Consider the following 15,835-nt stretch of genomic DNA (forward strand, 5'->3'; position numbering starts at 1 on the left):
CGTCAGGCGAAGACCTCCGGGTACGCCGCGACGAGTTCCCGGACGCCCGACGCCGGCCGGCCGATGAGCTGCTCCAGGTCGCCGGTGGCCCGGTCGTAGCGGTTGTCCGCGTGCAGGCGCGCCATGACGGACAGATGCTGCCGGACGTGCTCCGGCAGCCCCAGCGCCGCCAGGTCCTTCGCGGCCCACTCCTCGTAGGGGACGTCGACGTACCTGACGGGCCGTCCGAGCACCTCGGAGAACTCCGCCGCGATCGCGTTCATGTCGCGCGAGGCCGCCCCCGTCAGCTCGCGCACCTGCCCGATGTGCGGCGCCGGGTCCGCCAGGATCGCCGCGACCGCCTCCCCGACGTCGCGCCCCATGATGGGCGAGGTGCGGCCGGAGCCGAAGGGCAGACGGATCGTGCCGTCCCGGGTGATCGAGCCGAAACCGGCCGCCAGGAAGATCGGGTTCTCCATGAAGGCGGTCGGCCGGACCTCGGTGACGGGGACCCCGGACCAGTCCATGACCTGCTCCACGAGCCACTGCTGCCGGTGCTGCCGGGAGTCCGAACCGCCGGTGAGGTCCATCTGGGAGATGGTCATCTGCGACATGTTGACCAGCACGTCCAGCCGGCCGTAGTCACGGGCGACGGCCGCCGCGACCAGGGCGGCCTGGAGGTACTCCGCCGACACGCTCATCCCGAAGTACATCCGCGCGCAGTCGCGCACCGCCTCGGCCACGTCCGCGGTGCTGGTCAGGTCCCCGACGAACACCTCGGCGCCGATGGCCCGCAGCGCCTGGGCCCGGTCGTCCTCGCGGCGGACGAACGCGCGCACGGGGAACCCGCGGTCCCGCAGGACCTCGACCGCGGTGCGGCCGACGCCTCCCACGCTCCCCGCGGCACCGGTCACGAGAATCCTCGGCTTTCCGGGCATCGCCTTCTCCTTCTCCGTGGCTGTGCGGCATCCACAGGATCGCAGTCGCACCCCGCGCCGACCGGCAACGGCGATCACGGGAGTGTCCCGGCCCGGCGGGGTTCCACAGACCAGGACCCGCACATTAGTGCGAATCATCGATTGGCAGCGGGCCCCTCGGCGCGGTCTCCTGTACGCATGGCACAGAACCCGATCATCCGTTTCACCACCGAACTGATGCGCCTCACCGACGACCTCGACCAGGCGACCGCCGCCGAGTTCGTCCAGCGCGTCTACGCCGCCGGCCGCGAGGACGGCGCGGCCGAGGCCGCGGGCGGTGCGCCGGGAACGGAGTGACACGGGTTCACATACACAAACTCACGCCACGTATATGTACTTCAGCGGGAACGCCGTGCCACGCTTGCCTCGCCTCTTCGTGATCCGTCCCCCCACTCGAAACGGCGGGCACCCATGAGCATCTCCCGGCGACACCTGCTGACCACCGCGGCCGGCGCCGCGGCCGCGACCACCGCCACCGCACCGTCCGCGCGGGCCGCGTCCTTGCTCCCGTCCCCCGATCCGGCCGAGACCGAGCAGATCCTGCGCACGGCGGCGGACTACGCCGTGACCAAGCTGCGGGCGGTCGCCCCCGGCGTCACGTCGTTCCCCGTCATCACGAAGTTCGAGAAGTGGACCTACTCCGACAACGGCGACTGGGTCGGCGGCTTCTGGCCCGGCACGCTGTGGATGGCCTGGCTGCACAGCGGCGACGCCCGCTTCCGTTCCCTCGCCCTCGCCGCCGCCGACCGGCTCGCCCCGCGCCGCACCGACACCGGCACGCACGATCTGGGCTTCCTCTTCTCCCCTTCGTGGGTCACCGCCTGGCGGCTCACCGGCGACGCCAAGTGGCGCGACGGGGCGGTCCAGGCGGCGTCCTCGCTCGTCAAGCGGTACAACAGCGCGGGCCGGTTCATCCGCGCCTGGGGCGCGCTGAACGACCCGGCCAACGCGGGCCGCGTGATCATGGACACGATGATGAACCTCGACCTGCTCGCCTTCGCGACCGAGCAGACCGGGGACTCCCGCTACCTCGACGCCGCCACCGCCCACGCGCGCACGACCCAGCGCCACTTCCCCCGCCCGGACGGCTCCACACCGCACGTCTACGACTTCGACCCGGCCACCGGTGCCCCGATCGGCCCCAACACGGTGCAGGGCTACAGCCCCGCCTCCTGCTGGTCCCGCGGCCAGGCCTGGGGCGTCTACGGCTTCACCACGATGCACCGGCGCACCGGCGACGCGCAGTTCCTCACGACGGCGACGAAACTGGCGGACTACGCTCTCGGCGCCCTCACCCCCGACAACGTCCCCGTCTGGGACTACCTCGCGCCCCAGCAGCCGAACGACGTCAAGGACTCCTCCGCAGGCGCCGTCCTGGCCTGCGGGCTGCTCGACCTCTCCGCCGCCACCGGCCGCCCCTCCTACCGCGAGGCCGCGCTCCGCATCCTCACCGCCCTGGCCACCACGTGCCTCACGACCAGGTCCACCCGCGCGCAGGCCGTCCTCGCCCGCGCCACCCGCAACCGCCCCGCCGAGGACGGCGTCGAGGTCTCCGTCCCCTACGGCGACTACTACCTCCTGGAGGGCATCCTCCGCGTCCTGCGCCCCGCCGACGTCAACCGAGCGATCGACCTGTCGTCCGTGTGACGGCGGGGGCGGCACCCGGCGCCGCCCGGTGCCGCGGGGTCGTCCCCGCCCGCGACACGCGGATGCGCCGACTCGGCCCCCGCACGCCCGGGCCCCGTCACAATGCCGGGCATGCGTACTCACCTCACAGCCGCCGTCCTCACCGGCGCCGCCCTCCTGCTCGCGCTCACCGCGTGCACCTCCGGCGGCGACAGCAGCGGCGCGCCGGCGGACAGCCACCCGACGTCCTCCCCCACGGCCGCCGGCTCCCCCGTGCCCGACATCGCCGACCTGCTGCCGGACGAGCCCACCGGCGCCCAGCGCACCGCCCTGCTGGCCGCACTGACGGCGATCGACCCGGCGTTCACCAAGGACGCGGACAAGGCGATCGCCAACGCGCGCAACCAGTGCGCGACCATCAGCGGCGGCGGGGACGCGGTCTCGGCGGCCCAGGCCCGCTTCGGCACCGGCGACCACCGGATCACCGAGGCACAGGCCCAGGCCGTCAACGAGGCGCTGCGCAAGACCCTCTGCGTGTCCTGACCCCCCGGGCGGGCGGCCGGTGGCTCAGCCCTCCGAACGACCTTCGGGCAGCTCGTTGTTGCGGCCCAGGGCCTTGCGCCACGCGGTCCGGGACGCGAAGCCGAGCCCGACCAGCCAGGCCAGGGAGAAGGGCAGCGCCCAGAGGGTCTGGACCGACACCCCTCGGCTCAGGGTGACGACGATGCCCGCGACGGTCGACAGTGCCATGACACCGAGCACGGTGCCGGCAAGGGTCCAGGGAACGGATTTCATGCCGCGCACCCTAGCCAGCCCGCCGCGGCGCCCGATCACGAGGGTGCCGTGCTCGTCCCCGCCAAGTCACCCTTCCGGCAATTCCCTTGGCCCGAACGAAGCAGGCCCCCGCCACGCCGTTGTGGTGGGGGCCGACTCGGGCCGCGGGCTCCGCTGAGGGGGAGGCGCGAAGCCCGTCGCATCCGAGCCTGCCCGAGGCCCGCTCCCCCCGCACGCGGGACGCCGCCGGGCGGGCGAACGTCACCTGTTGCGGGCGGCACGGCCCTCACGTGCCTTGCCGACGGCCCAGCCCGTGGCCAGGCCGCTGACGATCACGTGCCCCGCATCGACGGCAACGCCACCGAGTCCGCTCCGGAACCCGGTGATGATGCCGACCACGGCGGACACGGCAAGAGCGCCGAAGAAGAGCGCGGCCAGCGCCCACAGCACGGTTCTCATGACGGCACCCTAGAACGCCGCCCTATGGGGTCAAGGGTGCTCTCCCGCAGGGCTGTTCACCGTCCTGCCCCGCGATCGCCGCTCATGAACTGAGCCGGCAACAGCACGATGACACCGGCCAGCAGGATCGCACTGCCGGCCAAGCTGCCCCAGGCGCGAGCGCCGGGGTCGCTGATCACCCACGCGAACAGCGCCTGCCAGTAGAGCCCGAAAGCCAGCACCAGCTGGCCGCAGCCGTGGAGTCCCGGACGGCTGACACGGCGCCGGTTCCACGGGACCACCCAGCCCCGGGTGATCGCCGCAACACCGGAGGCGACAAAGAGCGATGCCAGGACAACGACAGCTATTCCTAGCCAGAGCTTCACGGTTCCCCCCTGGAAGCCGGACCACGCCGGGACATCCGCGCGATCATGGCACCGGCCCTGCCCTACGTCCAGCCTCCCTCGACCCGGTTGGGCGCGACCATGCGCGCTCCGGACCGGCAGGCGATCGGTGCCGCGGGCCGACGGGCCCGTATGCGGGCTCCAACCCGGCCTTCGTCGTATCCTCGTGCGTCATCACGGCCCAGGACGCCGGCGGGCGTGGACCGCTTGCCCGCAACCCGATCTGTGTCCTTGCCGAGGACGACGGCCGTCGCTCACACCCCCTTGAGGAAGAAATGCGCACCCAAGCCTTTACGTTCGTCCTCGCCCCGGCGCTGCTCGCGGTTCTCACCGCATGCAGTGGCTCGTCACAGCCCACCACGGCCCCGAAGAGCGCCCCGCCGAGGGCGGCCGCGGCCACGCACAGCCCCACGGTGGTCGGCCTGGGGACTGTGCCGAACCCCGACTTCATCGGAGCCAACGTCAAGGGAGCGCTCGACCAGCTCGGGCCGGACGCCGACGTGAGGATCACCGACGCCGGCGGGCGGCACCGCACGATCGAGGACCCGTCCACCTGGAAGATCTGCACTTCATCCATGGAGCCCGGTCCGATCTTCCGATTCGGTGCGGTGATGACGAACGAGCACTGCTGAATCCGTCACGCGGTTCGGGCCCGGCAGTTGAAGGAGACGGGGCTGAGGCAGGCGCCGCACGGTCGTCCACGGAGAGGGTGTTCGTGACGGAGTTCGAGGCCGTCTTCCACCGACCGTGCCGGGAGGCGGCTCCACCAGAGATTCCTTCGTCGCCGAGCCGAGCGAAACCTGAACCCACGAAAGCGCCCCACTGCGATGGCCGAATGCGATCTAGGCGCCCCGGCGTGTGCCTCATAGCGTGTCCCCGTCCCAGATCCGCAGACGAGGGGAGATCGCATGCGTGACATCGGCTGGCCGGCGAACGACATCAACTGGTAGGCAGCAGTAGCTCTGGACGCACGAAAGCGCCCCCGCCGTCCCGAAGGACAGCGGGGGTGCAGTGGTGTTCAGGGCTGGAAGAGGGCGTACAGGCCAGCGGCGACCCCGGGAGGCGGACTTGCCGCCGATCGATCCGCGGGACTTACGCCATGTGGCGGCAACTCAGGTGCACGCGACTGGCGGTGAGATCTCCGCGGTGAGAAAGACGCTGCGGCACACGACGACCCAGCCGGCGTCCGACGCCTACGGGCCCTCTGCCTCAAGTGGACCGGGCGATCGCGGAGAAGACAGCTGTGCCCGCTCCGCGGGCGTGTCAGGCGGCCGTTCGGACGCCCGCTCACACAGGACCACCCGAGCGGGTGAGCATCCACCCCTGGCCCCAACCCGGTTGGGCACTCGGGCGCAGGGCGTCCAACGCCTGCGCCCTCGTCCCAGGGTGGGGCGGGTGGGACTCGAACCCACGACCGACGGATTATGAGTCCGCTGCTCTAACCGGCTGAGCTACCGCCCCGTACGGCGCGCCTTCACGTGTCGTGCACGCCGTCTGCCGCAGCATAGCTGCTCATACGATCTGTCGCCCTCGCGGGTCACAGACGCACCACCTGGGAGACCTCGATCACCCGGTGATCGGTTCCCGCACACGAAAAAGGACCCCCGAAGGAGTCCTTGATCACCGCTCCCCCGACTGGACTCGAACCAGTAACCTGCCGGTTAACAGCCGGCTGCTCTGCCAATTGAGCTACAGGGGAAAGACTTGCGCGAGCTCCCCCGACTGGACTCGAACCAGTAACCTGCCGGTTAACAGCCGGCTGCTCTGCCAATTGAGCTACAGGGGATTGCTCCGCTTGCACCGAATGTACCCGTTTCCGGCATCCCGGACGGCGTGCGCTCGCTGCGACACATACATTAGCGCAAGGTGGGGGGTGCTCCGCCAACCGGTAACGCCGCGGTTGTCCGCAGGCCACAGCGGGTAGGCGCGGAACACAGCCCCAGAGGACCCACGAGAGGTGGAGCCATGCGCTACCGACTGACGTTCATCAGCGGGATCGCCGTCGGGTACGTGCTCGGGGCGCGGGCCGGCCGCGAGCGGTACGAGCAGTTGCGCAAGAGCGCGCAGCGGATCGCCCAGAACCCCGCGGTGCGGAACACCGTGGAGACCGCGGGGCAGACCGGGCGTGAGGCGGCCGTGAAGGCCGTGGACGCGGTGTCGGCGAAGGTCGGCGACCGGCTGCCGCCCGCGGTGGCCGACCGGGTGCGCCGGCTGCGCGGCAACGGCGGGGACCAGGACGACTGGGGCACCGGCACCACCTGACGGCCCCGGGCCGGCCCGGCCCGGTCGCCCTGCGTGCGGCGCGCGTACGGCATGATGCGACGCATGGGGATTGTGGCGGGGATCGACAGCTCCGGTGCCGGGACGACCGTGGTCGTGTGCGACGCGGACAGCGGGGCCGTGCTCCGGCAGAGCCACGCCCCGCATCCGGCGCAGGGGGCGGAGGACGCGGGGACGCTGACGGAGATCGATCCGGAGGCGTGGCTGCTGTCGCTCGGCGAGGCGGCCAGGAGCGGGATGCTGGAGGGCGTCCAGGCGATCGGCGTGTCGGGGCAGCAGCACGGCCTGCTGGCGCTGGACGCCGGCGGCGCGCTGGTGCGGCCCGCGCTGCTGCGGAACGACAAGCGGGCGCAGATACAGGCCGCCGACCTCACCGAGGAACTGGGCGGCAAGGCCGGCTGGGCGGCGGCGGTCGGGTCGGTGCCGCAGGCGGCGTACCCGGTGGCGAAGCTGCGCTGGCTGGCGCAGCACGAGCCGGCCGCGGCCGGGCGCATCGCCGAGGTGCTGCTCCCCCACGACTGGCTGGTCTGGCAGCTGATGGGCCGGCCGCAGCGGCGGACCACCGACCGCGGCGAGGCCTCCGGCACCGGCTACTGGTCGGCGGCCACCGGCCAGTACCGCACCGACATCGTGGAGCGGGCGCTCGGCCACGCGGTGGGGCTGCCCGAGGTGCTGGCTCCCGCCCAGCCCGCCGGACGCACCCCCGAGGGGCTGCTGATCTCGGCCGGCACCGGGGACAACATGGCGGCCGCGCTCGGACTGGGCGTCGGGCCGGGTGACGCGGTGGTGTCACTGGGCGCCGCCGGCACCGTCTTCGCGGTGCACCACCAGGCGCTGAACGACCCGTCCGGCACGATCACCTCCTTCGCGGACGCGACCGGACACCATCTGCCGATGCTGCACACCCGCAACGCCGTACGGGTGCTGCGCGGCACCGCCGATCTGCTGGGCACCGACCTCGCGGGGCTGTCGGAACTGGCGCTGCGTTCCACCCCGGGCTCGTACGGGCTGGTGCTGCTCCCCTATCTGGAGGGTGAGCGCACCCCCGATCTGCCGCACACCGCGGGCACCCTCACGGGCCTGCGGCGCGAGAGCATGAAGCCCGAACACCTGGCGCGGGCGGCCTTCGAGGGCATGCTGTGCGGGCTCGCGGACGCGCTCGACATGCTGCGCGGGCGGGGTGTGGAGGTGCGCCGGATCTTCCTGCTGGGCCCCGCGGGCGATCTGCCGGCGGTGCGGTCGCTGGCCCCGGCGCTGCTGGGCGCGCAGATCGTGATCCCGCCGCCGGCGGAGTACGCGGCGCTGGGCGCGGCCCGGCAGGCGGCGTGGGCGCTGGCGGTGGCGGAGGGCAAGGGCTCGCCCGAGCAGCCCCCGTACTGGCAGCAGGCGGAGTACGCGGTCGTCGACGCCGGGCCGGACGACGGGGCGATCGGGCACTCGGTGCGGCAGCAGTTCGTCGCGGTGCGTGAGCAGACGCATCCGGGGGCGTTCGGGGGCTGATCGCCGCACGCACACGGATGCGTCAGGGTCTTTCCGGGTGTGAGGAATGCCCCGGTAAATCGGGTGCCTGTGGCAACCTTCGGACTATAGGGTCAGCGGTCGTGCTGATCCGACTCCTCCGCTCCCACCTGGGCCCGTACCGGCGTTCCATAGCCGTGCTCGTGGTCCTCCAGCTCGTGGCGACCATCGCCATGCTCTACCTGCCCACACTGAACGCCGACATCATCGACAACGGCGTCGTGAAGGGTGACACGGGCTACATCCTGCAGCTCGGCGGCATCATGGTCGCCGTCACCCTCGCGCAGCTCGCCTGCTCCGTCGGCGCCACCTTCTTCGGCGCCCGTACGTCCATGGCCGTCGGCCGGGACATCCGCGCCTCGGTCTTCGACCGGGTGCAGCGCTTCTCCGCCCGCGAGGTCGGGCAGTTCGGCGCCCCGTCGCTGATCACCCGCTCGACCAACGACGTGCAGCAGGTCCAGATGCTGGTGCTGATGACCTTCACGCTGATGGTCACGGCGCCGATCATGTGCTTCGGCGGCATCGTCATGGCCCTCGGCCAGGACGTTCCGCTGTCCTCCCTGCTGCTCGCGGTCGTGCCCGTGCTGGCGGTACTGATCGTGCTGCTCGTCCGGAAGCTCCGCCCCCTGTTCCGCGGGATGCAGCAGCGGCTGGACACCGTCAACCGCGTCCTGCGCGAGCAGATCTCCGGCATCCGGGTCATCCGGGCCTTCAACAAGGACGAGTTCGAGCAGCAGCGCTTCGGCAAGGCCAATGACGAACTCACCGATGTCTCGCTGCGCGCGGGACGGATGATGACGCTGATGTTCCCCATCGCGATGGCCGTGGTGAACCTCACCAGCGTCGCCGTCCTGTGGTTCGGCGCGCACCGCATCGACAGCGGGGGCATGCAGATCGGCGCGCTCACCGCCTTCATCAGCTATCTGATGCAGATCCTGATGTCGATCATGATGGCGACCTTCATGGTGATGATGGTGCCCCGCGCGGAGGTCTGCGCCGAGCGCATCGAGGACGTGCTGGGCACCGAGACCAGCGTCGTGCCGCCCGCGCAGCCCGTGCGGCTGCCGGTGCGCCGCGGCGAGCTGGAGCTGCGCGCCGCGGACTTCAAGTACCCGGGGGCCGAGGCCGAGGTGCTGCACGCGATCGGCCTGATCGCCCGGCCCGGTGAGACCACCGCGGTCATCGGCTCCACCGGCAGCGGCAAGAGCACCCTGCTGGGGCTGGTGCCGCGGCTGTTCGACGCCACGGGCGGCCAGGTGCTGATCGACGGGGTCGACGTCCGCGAACTGGACCCGGTGGACCTCGCCGAGACCGTCGCCCTCGTCCCGCAGAAGCCGTACCTCTTCTCCGGCACCGTCGCCTCCAACCTCCGCTACGGCAACCCGGAGGCGACCGACGAGGAGCTGTGGCAGGCCCTGGAGACCGCGCAAGCGCGGGAGTTCGTGGAGCGGCTCTCCGAGGACGGCTCCGGGCTCGACGCCCCCATCGCCCAGGGCGGCACCAATGTCTCCGGCGGTCAGCGGCAGCGCCTGGCGATCGCCCGGGCCCTGGTCCGCAAACCGCGCATCTACCTCTTCGACGACTCCTTCTCGGCGCTGGACTACGCGACCGACGCCGCCCTGCGGCGCGCGCTGGCCCGGCAGACCGCGCAGGCCACGGTCGTGATCGTCGCCCAGCGGGTCAGCACCATCCGCGACGCCGACCGCATCGTCGTCCTCGACGAGGGCCGGGTCGTGGGCACCGGCACCCACCGCGAACTGATGGACGGCAATCCGACGTACCGGGAGATCGTGCTCTCCCAGCTCACCGAGAAGGAGGCCGCGTGAGCGTCCCCACCCCCCGCCGCGGGCCGACGCCGGCGGCGGGACCGATGCGCTTCATGAGCGGCCAGCCCACCGAGCGCTCCATGGACTTCAAGGGCTCGGGCAAGCGCCTGCTCGGCCTGATGCGCCCCGAACGCACCCTGCTGTACGCGATGCTGGCGTGCACGATCCTGGGCGTCGGCCTCAACGTCCTCGGGCCGCGCATCCTGGGCCGTGCCACCGACCTGATCTTCGCCGGCGTCATCGGCCGGTCCATACCCGCCGGCACCGACAAGGCCACCGCGATCGAGCACCTGCGGCAGCAGGGCAACGACACCGTCGCCGACCTGCTCCGGTCCATCGACTTCACCCCCGGGCACGGCATCGACTTCGACGCGGTCGGCCATGTGCTGCTGATCGCCGTCGCGATCTACGCGGCCGCCGCCGTCTTCGCGATCGTCCAGGGCCGGCTGGCCACCCGGATCATCCAGCGCTCGATCTACCGGCTGCGCCGGGACGTCGAGGAGAAGCTGGCCCGGCTGCCGCTGTCGTACTTCGACCAGCAGCCGCGCGGCGAGGTGCTGAGCCGGGCCACCAACGACATCGACAACATCGGCCAGACGATGCAGCAGACGCTGGGCCAGATCATCTTCGCGCTGCTGTCGATCGTGGGCGTGCTCGCGATGATGTTCTCCATCTCGTGGCTGCTGGCGCTGGTCGCGCTGGTCACGGTGCCGCTGTCGGTGGTGGTCGCCACCGCCGTCGGCAAGCGCGCGCAGCCGCAGTTCGTCGCCCAGTGGCGGACCACGGGCAAGCTCAACGCCCACATCGAGGAGATGTACACCGGGCACACCCTGGTGAAGGTCTTCGGCCGCCAGGAGGAGTCCGCACAGGCCTTCCACGAGCAGAACCAGGCGCTCTACGAGTCGGGCTTCCGGGCGCAGTTCATCTCCGGCATCATCCAGCCCGCGATGATGTTCATCGGCAACATCAACTACATCCTGGTGGCGGTCGTCGGCGGCCTGCGGGTGGCCAGCGGCGCGCTGTCCATCGGCGACGTGCAGGCGTTCATCCAGTACTCCCGGCAGTTCAGCCAGCCGCTGACGCAGGTGGCGAGCATGTCCAACCTGGTGCAGTCCGGTGTGGCGTCCGCCGAGCGGGTCTTCGAACTCCTCGACGCGCCGGAGCAGAGCCCCGACCCGAAGGCGCTCAGCCTGCGCAAGGAACTGCGCGGCGAGGTCCGCTTCGAGGACGTCGCCTTCCGCTACGAGCCCGACAAGCCGCTCATCGACGACCTGTCGCTGGCCGTCGAGCCCGGCCACACCGTGGCCATCGTCGGCCCGACCGGCGCGGGCAAGACCACCCTGGTCAACCTGCTGATGCGGTTCTACGAGGTCACCGGCGGGCGGATCACGCTGGACGGCACCGACATCGCGTCCATGTCGCGGGAGGAACTGCGGTCCGGGATCGGCATGGTGCTCCAGGACACCTGGCTGTTCGGCGGCACGATCGCGGAGAACATCGCGTACGGCACCGAAGGCAGCACCCGCGAGCAGATCGAGGAGGCCGCGCGTGCCGCGCACGCCGACCGCTTCATCCGCACCCTCCCCGACGGCTACGACACCGTCATCGACGACGAGGGCACGGGCGTCAGCGCGGGCGAGAAGCAGCTGATCACCATCGCCCGGGCGTTCCTGTCCGACCCGGTCATCCTCGTCCTCGACGAGGCGACCAGCTCGGTCGACACCCGCACCGAGGTGCTGATCCAGCGGGCGATGGCGCAGCTCAGCCACGGCCGCACCAGCTTCGTCATCGCCCACCGGCTCTCCACGATCCGCGACGCGGACGTCATCCTCGTCATGGAGAGCGGCGACATCGTCGAACAGGGCACCCACGAGGAACTGCTGCTCAAGGACGGCGCCTACGCGCGCCTGTACGCGGCGCAGTTCGCCCAGGCGGTCGCCGAGGTCGACTGACCGCGGCACACGGCAGCACAGGGACCCCCGGCGGAACGCTCCGCCGGGGGTCCCGTCATCGCGTCAGGGGCCGCGATCAGTCGAGGTAGCCGCGGAGCTGATCGGCGAAGGCGTGGTCGCGGAGCTTGTTGAGGGTCTTGGACTCGATCTGGCGGATGCGCTCGCGCGTCACGCCGAAGATACGGCCGATCTCCTCCAGGGTGCGCGGACGGCCGTCGTCGAGGCCGTAGCGGAGCTGGACGACCTTGCGCTCGCGCTCGCCGAGGGTGGACAGCACGGCCTCCAGGTGCTCGCGCAGGAGCAGGAAGGCGGCGGACTCCACGGGCGAGGCGGCGTCGCCGTCCTCGATGAGGTCGCCGAGGGCGACGTCCTCCTCCTCGCCCACGGGGGCGTGCAGCGAGACGGGCTCCTGGGCCAGGCGCAGGACCTCCGCGACGCGCTCGGGCGGGATGTCGAGATGCGCGGCGACCTCTTCGTTGGAGGGCTCGTAGCCCCGCTCCTGGAGCAGCCGGCGCTGGACGCGGACGACGCGGTTGATGAGCTCCACGACATGCACCGGGACGCGTATGGTGCGGGCCTGGTCGGCCAGGGCGCGGCTCATGGCCTGCCGGATCCACCAGGTCGCGTAGGTGGAGAACTTGTAGCCGCGGGCGTAGTCGAACTTCTCCACGGCGCGGATCAGGCCGAGATTGCCCTCCTGCACCAGGTCGAGCATGGTCAGGCCGCGGCCGACGTAGCGCTTGGCGACCGAGACGACGAGGCGGAGGTTGGCCTCGATGAGCCGCCGCTTGGCCATCCGGCCGAGGACGACCAGGCGGTCGAGGTCCACGGCGAGCCGCGAGTCGAGGTCCGGGGTGCTGCTCAGCTTCTCCTCGGCGAACAGGCCGGCCTCGACGCGGCGGGCGAGTTCGACCTCCTCGACGGCGGTCAGCAGGGGTATGCGGCCGATCTCCCGCAGGTACTGCCGGAAGAGGTCGGCGGACGGTCCCGCCACGTCCTCCTTGAACGACCGTACCGGGCCCGGGTCGTCGTCCTCCGGGCCTTCCGCGTCCGGCTCGGGCCCGGCGGCCCCCTCCGGGTGGAGGGCGGCGTGCTGCTGCTCCGGGACCCGTTCCAGCAGGTCGTCCGTCACGAGGGCCGGGGGCGTCAGGGTCTGGATCTGCACGGGAGCGACCTCCACGGTGTGCGCAACCACGGACTCGGAGGCGCGCGACAGCGGAACGGTTGCGGCGCCCTCGCCGCGGCCCGTCCGGGAGTTCGCCGTCAGCGGTACTCCCTGGGCGCCGGCATCGGCGCCGCCCGGAATTCCGCGCTCCGAGGACTCTTGCACCGCCCCCAGTGTGGCGTACGGCACACCGGGCCCACGAGGGTCGTGCGCCGCTTTTTCCGACCGAGTGTGACCGAGGGCAACCCCGCGGTCACGCCGACGGCGCGGCGGGCGGTCCCGGGTGACCGCTGTCCGGCTCAGGCACCACGCGCCGTCGGCCGTCGCCCTGGCCGACCGCACGGCGGCCCGGAGGTGGCCACCAGGGCACGCTGCCCGTCCGCGCGGGCGGACCTCCCCGACCCCGCGCTGCGGGCGCGGCCTGCAAGCGGCACGGAGACGGACGGGCCGACGCGCATCGCCATGAGCGGCCGCCGCATGCCGGACGGCGGCGTACCGGCGGGCGCCATCCGGGCACGCTGCCCGCCCACGAGGGCGGGCCTCCCTGACCCGCGTTCCGGACGCGGCCCGCAAGCCCGCCCGGCCCGGGCGCACCCGGGACGATCCGCACAGGGACAGACAGGGCGGGACCGCTACCGCGCGCGCCGGCGGCGTGGCGCCGGGACCGGTCGGCCTGCGCCGACGCGTATTGCCGTGGGCGGCGCACCGGCCGGGGGTCACCAAGCAGCCACCCGAACCGACCGCGCGGGCAGGCTGCCCCGGCCCCGCGTTCCGGACACGGCCCGCAAGCCCGCCCGGCCCGGGCCTACTTGGGACGATCGACACAGGGCGACGAGGCGGGCCCGGTACAGCGCGTGCCCCGCTGCGGCGGCGTACCGGCGGAGGCCACCAGGCCGCGCGGGCGGGCCCCGCCCCGGCCCGGCGCTGCGGGCGCATGCCCGCCCGGGACGGGGGCGGACGGGGCGGTTACAGGGCGGCAGCGCCCTGTTCGCGGAGGCGGTGGTCGTACTGCTGGAGCGCCCACAGTTCGCCGCCGATCGCCGCGAGCTGGTCCTGGTCGGCACGGGGGCCCTGGGCGGTGAGCCGGGTGTGGTCGGCGTTGAGCTGGGCGACGCGGCGGGCGACGGCCTGGCGGCGCACATCGACGAGGATCTTGCCGGCGTAGACCTCGGGGGTCTTGTGCTGGACCGGTTCCACGGCGAGTTCGGTGACCAGCGAGCGCACGGTGTCGTCCGGGGCGACGTCGCGCACCCGGGTCAGGAACCGCGCGTCCGCGTACTCCGCGCCGCCTGCCTCGCTGATCGCGCGCCGCACGGCGATGTAGGGCGGGGCGGTGAACTCGTCCTCGCCGTACGCGTCGAAGGCCGGAGAGACCAACTCCGGGTACTGCAGGGCGAGTTTGAGCAGTTCACGCTCGACGCGCTGGGCGGGGCTGCGCATGTCCAGCCGCGGGCCGCGCGGACCCGAGGGCGCGGCGGGGCCGGCCGGGGGCGCCGCGGGACGTGCGGTGCGGGGGCCCGCGGCTCCCGCACCGGACTGGCGGCGTTCGCGCTGCCAGCGGGCGAGTTGGCCCACCCGGCGCACGACAAACTGGGTGTCGAGGATGCCCAGCATGCCGGCGAGCTGTACGGCGTACTCGTGCTGGATGGCGGAGTTCTTGATGCCGGCGACGATGGGCGCGCCCGCCTCCAGCGCGGAGGCGCGGCCCTCCGCGGTCTCCAGGTTGTAGCGGGCCACCGCCGACCGCAGGGCGAACGCGAACAGCGGCGTACGGGAGTCGACCAGCCGCTCCACGGCCGCGTCGCCCTCGGCCAGGCGCAGGTCGCACGGGTCCATGCCGCCGGGCGTGATGGCGATGGAGGTCTCGGCGGCGAACTTCTGGTCGTCCTCGAAGGCCCGCAGGGCGGCCTTCTGGCCGGCCTCGTCGCCGTCGAAGGTGAAGACCACCTCCGCGTTGGCGTTGTCCATCAGCAGCCGGCGCAGGATCTTGATGTGGTCGCCGCCGAAGGCGGTGCCGCAGGTCGCGATGGCGGTGGTGATGCCGGCGAGGTGGCAGGCCATGACATCGGTGTAGCCCTCGACGACGACGGCCCGGCTGGTGCGGGCGATCTCCTTCTTGGCCAGGTCGATGCCGTACAGGACCTGCGACTTCTTGTAGATCGGCGTCTCGGGCGTGTTGAGGTACTTCGGGCCCTGGTCGTCGTCGCGGAGCCGGCGCGCGCCGAAGCCGATGACCTCGCCGGTGATGTCGCGGATCGGCCAGATCAGCCGGCCGCGGAACCGGTCGATGGCCCCGCCGCGGCGGCTCTCGCTGGCCAGGCCGGAGACGATCAGCTCGCGGTCGCTGAAGCCCTTGCCGCGCAGGAAGCGCACCAGGTGGTCCCAGCCGGCCGGGGCGTAGCCCACTCCGAAGTGCTCGGCGGCCGCCTGGTCGAAGCCGCGCTCGGCGAGGAACGCGCGGCCGATCTCGGCCTCGGCGCTGCCGAGCTGCTCCACGTAGAACTGCGCGGCGGCCTTGTGCGCCTCGATGAGGCGGATCCGCTCGCCCTGCTGGCGGCCGGGCGTGTAGCCGCCGTCCTCGTACCGCAGGGTGATGCCGGCGACGGCGGCCAGCCGCTCGACGGCCTCGGAGAAGGACAGATGGTCGACCTTCATCACGAAGTCGAGGGTGTCGCCGCCCTCCTGGCAGCCGAAGCAGTGGTACAGCCCCTTGCTGGGGCTCACCTGGAAGGAGGGGGACTTCTCGTCGTGGAAGGGGCACAGGCCCTTGAGGTTGCCTCCGCCGGCGTTCCTGAGCTGCAGGTACTCCGAGACGACGGCGTCGATCGGGACCGCGTCCCGCACCGCCCTGACGTCCTCGTCCCTGATCCGCCCTGCCACACAGGGATTCTACGGC

Annotated in this window: 14 protein-coding genes and 3 tRNA genes; 8 read left to right on the top strand and 9 right to left on the bottom strand. The window is 72.1% G+C overall.

Annotated features, from left to right (window positions below; translation table 11 throughout):
* Positions 1-2: 2 nt before the first annotated feature.
* Positions 3-917 carry an NmrA family NAD(P)-binding protein gene (locus ABZ883_RS17465; RefSeq protein ID WP_360906698.1) on the bottom strand — a complete coding sequence of 305 codons (915 nt, stop codon included), beginning with the start codon at positions 915-917 and terminating at the stop codon, positions 3-5.
* 177 nt (positions 918-1,094) lie between these two features.
* Here ABZ883_RS17465 and ABZ883_RS17470 point away from each other — a divergent pair, with 177 nt between their 5' ends.
* The 3 genes from ABZ883_RS17470 (at position 1,095) to ABZ883_RS17480 (ending at position 3,125) form a co-directional block, all read left to right on the top strand.
* Entirely contained in the window at positions 1,095-1,253 is a 159-nt protein-coding gene (locus ABZ883_RS17470; RefSeq protein WP_360906700.1) for a hypothetical protein, read from the top strand.
* A 114-nt stretch (positions 1,254-1,367) separates the two neighbouring features.
* Positions 1,368-2,603 (top strand): glycoside hydrolase family 88 protein, encoded by a 1,236-nt coding sequence (locus ABZ883_RS17475; RefSeq protein WP_360906702.1) that lies wholly within the window; start codon positions 1,368-1,370, stop codon positions 2,601-2,603.
* 111 nt (positions 2,604-2,714) lie between these two features.
* On the top strand, positions 2,715-3,125 hold the full coding sequence (locus tag ABZ883_RS17480; RefSeq protein WP_360906704.1) for a hypothetical protein: 411 nt from the start codon (positions 2,715-2,717) through the stop codon (positions 3,123-3,125).
* 24 nt (positions 3,126-3,149) lie between these two features.
* Here the strand turns inward: ABZ883_RS17480 and ABZ883_RS17485 are convergent, their stop codons facing one another.
* The 3 genes from ABZ883_RS17485 to ABZ883_RS17495 form a co-directional block, all read right to left on the bottom strand.
* A complete protein-coding gene (locus ABZ883_RS17485; protein ID WP_360906706.1) occupies positions 3,150-3,377 on the bottom strand; it encodes a hypothetical protein in 228 nt (75 codons plus the stop codon).
* 240 nt (positions 3,378-3,617) lie between these two features.
* Positions 3,618-3,815 (bottom strand): hypothetical protein, encoded by a 198-nt coding sequence (locus tag ABZ883_RS17490; protein WP_360906707.1) that lies wholly within the window; start codon positions 3,813-3,815, stop codon positions 3,618-3,620.
* Between the two features lie 56 nt (positions 3,816-3,871).
* Positions 3,872-4,180, bottom strand: coding sequence for a hypothetical protein (locus ABZ883_RS17495; protein WP_360906709.1), 309 nt, complete (start codon positions 4,178-4,180; stop codon positions 3,872-3,874).
* Between the two features lie 293 nt (positions 4,181-4,473).
* Here ABZ883_RS17495 and ABZ883_RS17500 point away from each other — a divergent pair, with 293 nt between their 5' ends.
* Positions 4,474-4,830 carry a hypothetical protein gene (locus ABZ883_RS17500; RefSeq protein ID WP_360906711.1) on the top strand — a complete coding sequence of 119 codons (357 nt, stop codon included), beginning with the start codon at positions 4,474-4,476 and terminating at the stop codon, positions 4,828-4,830.
* 755 nt (positions 4,831-5,585) lie between these two features.
* Here the strand turns inward: ABZ883_RS17500 and ABZ883_RS17505 are convergent.
* The 3 genes from ABZ883_RS17505 to ABZ883_RS17515 all read right to left on the bottom strand — a co-directional run bounded on the left by ABZ883_RS17505 (position 5,586) and on the right by ABZ883_RS17515 (position 5,984).
* Positions 5,586-5,659: transfer RNA gene (locus tag ABZ883_RS17505), tRNA-Ile, on the bottom strand.
* 165 nt (positions 5,660-5,824) lie between these two features.
* Positions 5,825-5,897: transfer RNA gene (locus tag ABZ883_RS17510), tRNA-Asn, on the bottom strand.
* A gap of 14 nt (positions 5,898-5,911) precedes the next feature.
* A tRNA-Asn gene (locus ABZ883_RS17515) sits at positions 5,912-5,984 on the bottom strand.
* A gap of 179 nt (positions 5,985-6,163) precedes the next feature.
* Here ABZ883_RS17515 and ABZ883_RS17520 point away from each other — a divergent pair.
* The 4 genes from ABZ883_RS17520 (at position 6,164) to ABZ883_RS17535 (ending at position 11,774) form a co-directional block, all read left to right on the top strand.
* Positions 6,164-6,460 carry a YtxH domain-containing protein gene (locus tag ABZ883_RS17520; RefSeq protein ID WP_360906713.1) on the top strand — a complete coding sequence of 99 codons (297 nt, stop codon included), beginning with the start codon at positions 6,164-6,166 and terminating at the stop codon, positions 6,458-6,460.
* 63 nt (positions 6,461-6,523) lie between these two features.
* Positions 6,524-7,978: an FGGY family carbohydrate kinase gene (locus ABZ883_RS17525; protein WP_360906715.1), complete on the top strand. Its 1,455-nt coding sequence runs from the start codon at positions 6,524-6,526 to the stop codon at positions 7,976-7,978.
* Between the two features lie 101 nt (positions 7,979-8,079).
* The gene (locus ABZ883_RS17530) at positions 8,080-9,822 is read left to right on the top strand and encodes an ABC transporter ATP-binding protein (protein ID WP_360906718.1); all 1,743 of its coding nucleotides are present in this window, start codon (positions 8,080-8,082) and stop codon (positions 9,820-9,822) included.
* A 44-nt stretch (positions 9,823-9,866) separates the two neighbouring features.
* The gene (locus ABZ883_RS17535) at positions 9,867-11,774 is read left to right on the top strand and encodes an ABC transporter ATP-binding protein (RefSeq protein ID WP_360906992.1); all 1,908 of its coding nucleotides are present in this window, start codon (positions 9,867-9,869) and stop codon (positions 11,772-11,774) included.
* A gap of 76 nt (positions 11,775-11,850) precedes the next feature.
* Here ABZ883_RS17535 and ABZ883_RS17540 read toward each other — a convergent pair whose 3' ends face one another.
* Both ABZ883_RS17540 and dnaG read right to left on the bottom strand, forming a co-directional pair.
* Complete coding sequence (locus ABZ883_RS17540; protein ID WP_360906720.1) at positions 11,851-13,104, bottom strand: RNA polymerase sigma factor; 1,254 nt, start codon at positions 13,102-13,104, stop codon at positions 11,851-11,853.
* Between the two features lie 801 nt (positions 13,105-13,905).
* On the bottom strand, positions 13,906-15,819 hold the full coding sequence (gene dnaG / locus ABZ883_RS17545; RefSeq protein ID WP_360906722.1) for a DNA primase: 1,914 nt from the start codon (positions 15,817-15,819) through the stop codon (positions 13,906-13,908).
* Between the last annotated feature and the right edge of the window lie 16 nt (positions 15,820-15,835).

This window comes from Streptomyces sp. NPDC046977 (assembly GCF_040644455.1).
In the GTDB taxonomy this organism is placed as follows: domain Bacteria; phylum Actinomycetota; class Actinomycetes; order Streptomycetales; family Streptomycetaceae; genus Actinacidiphila.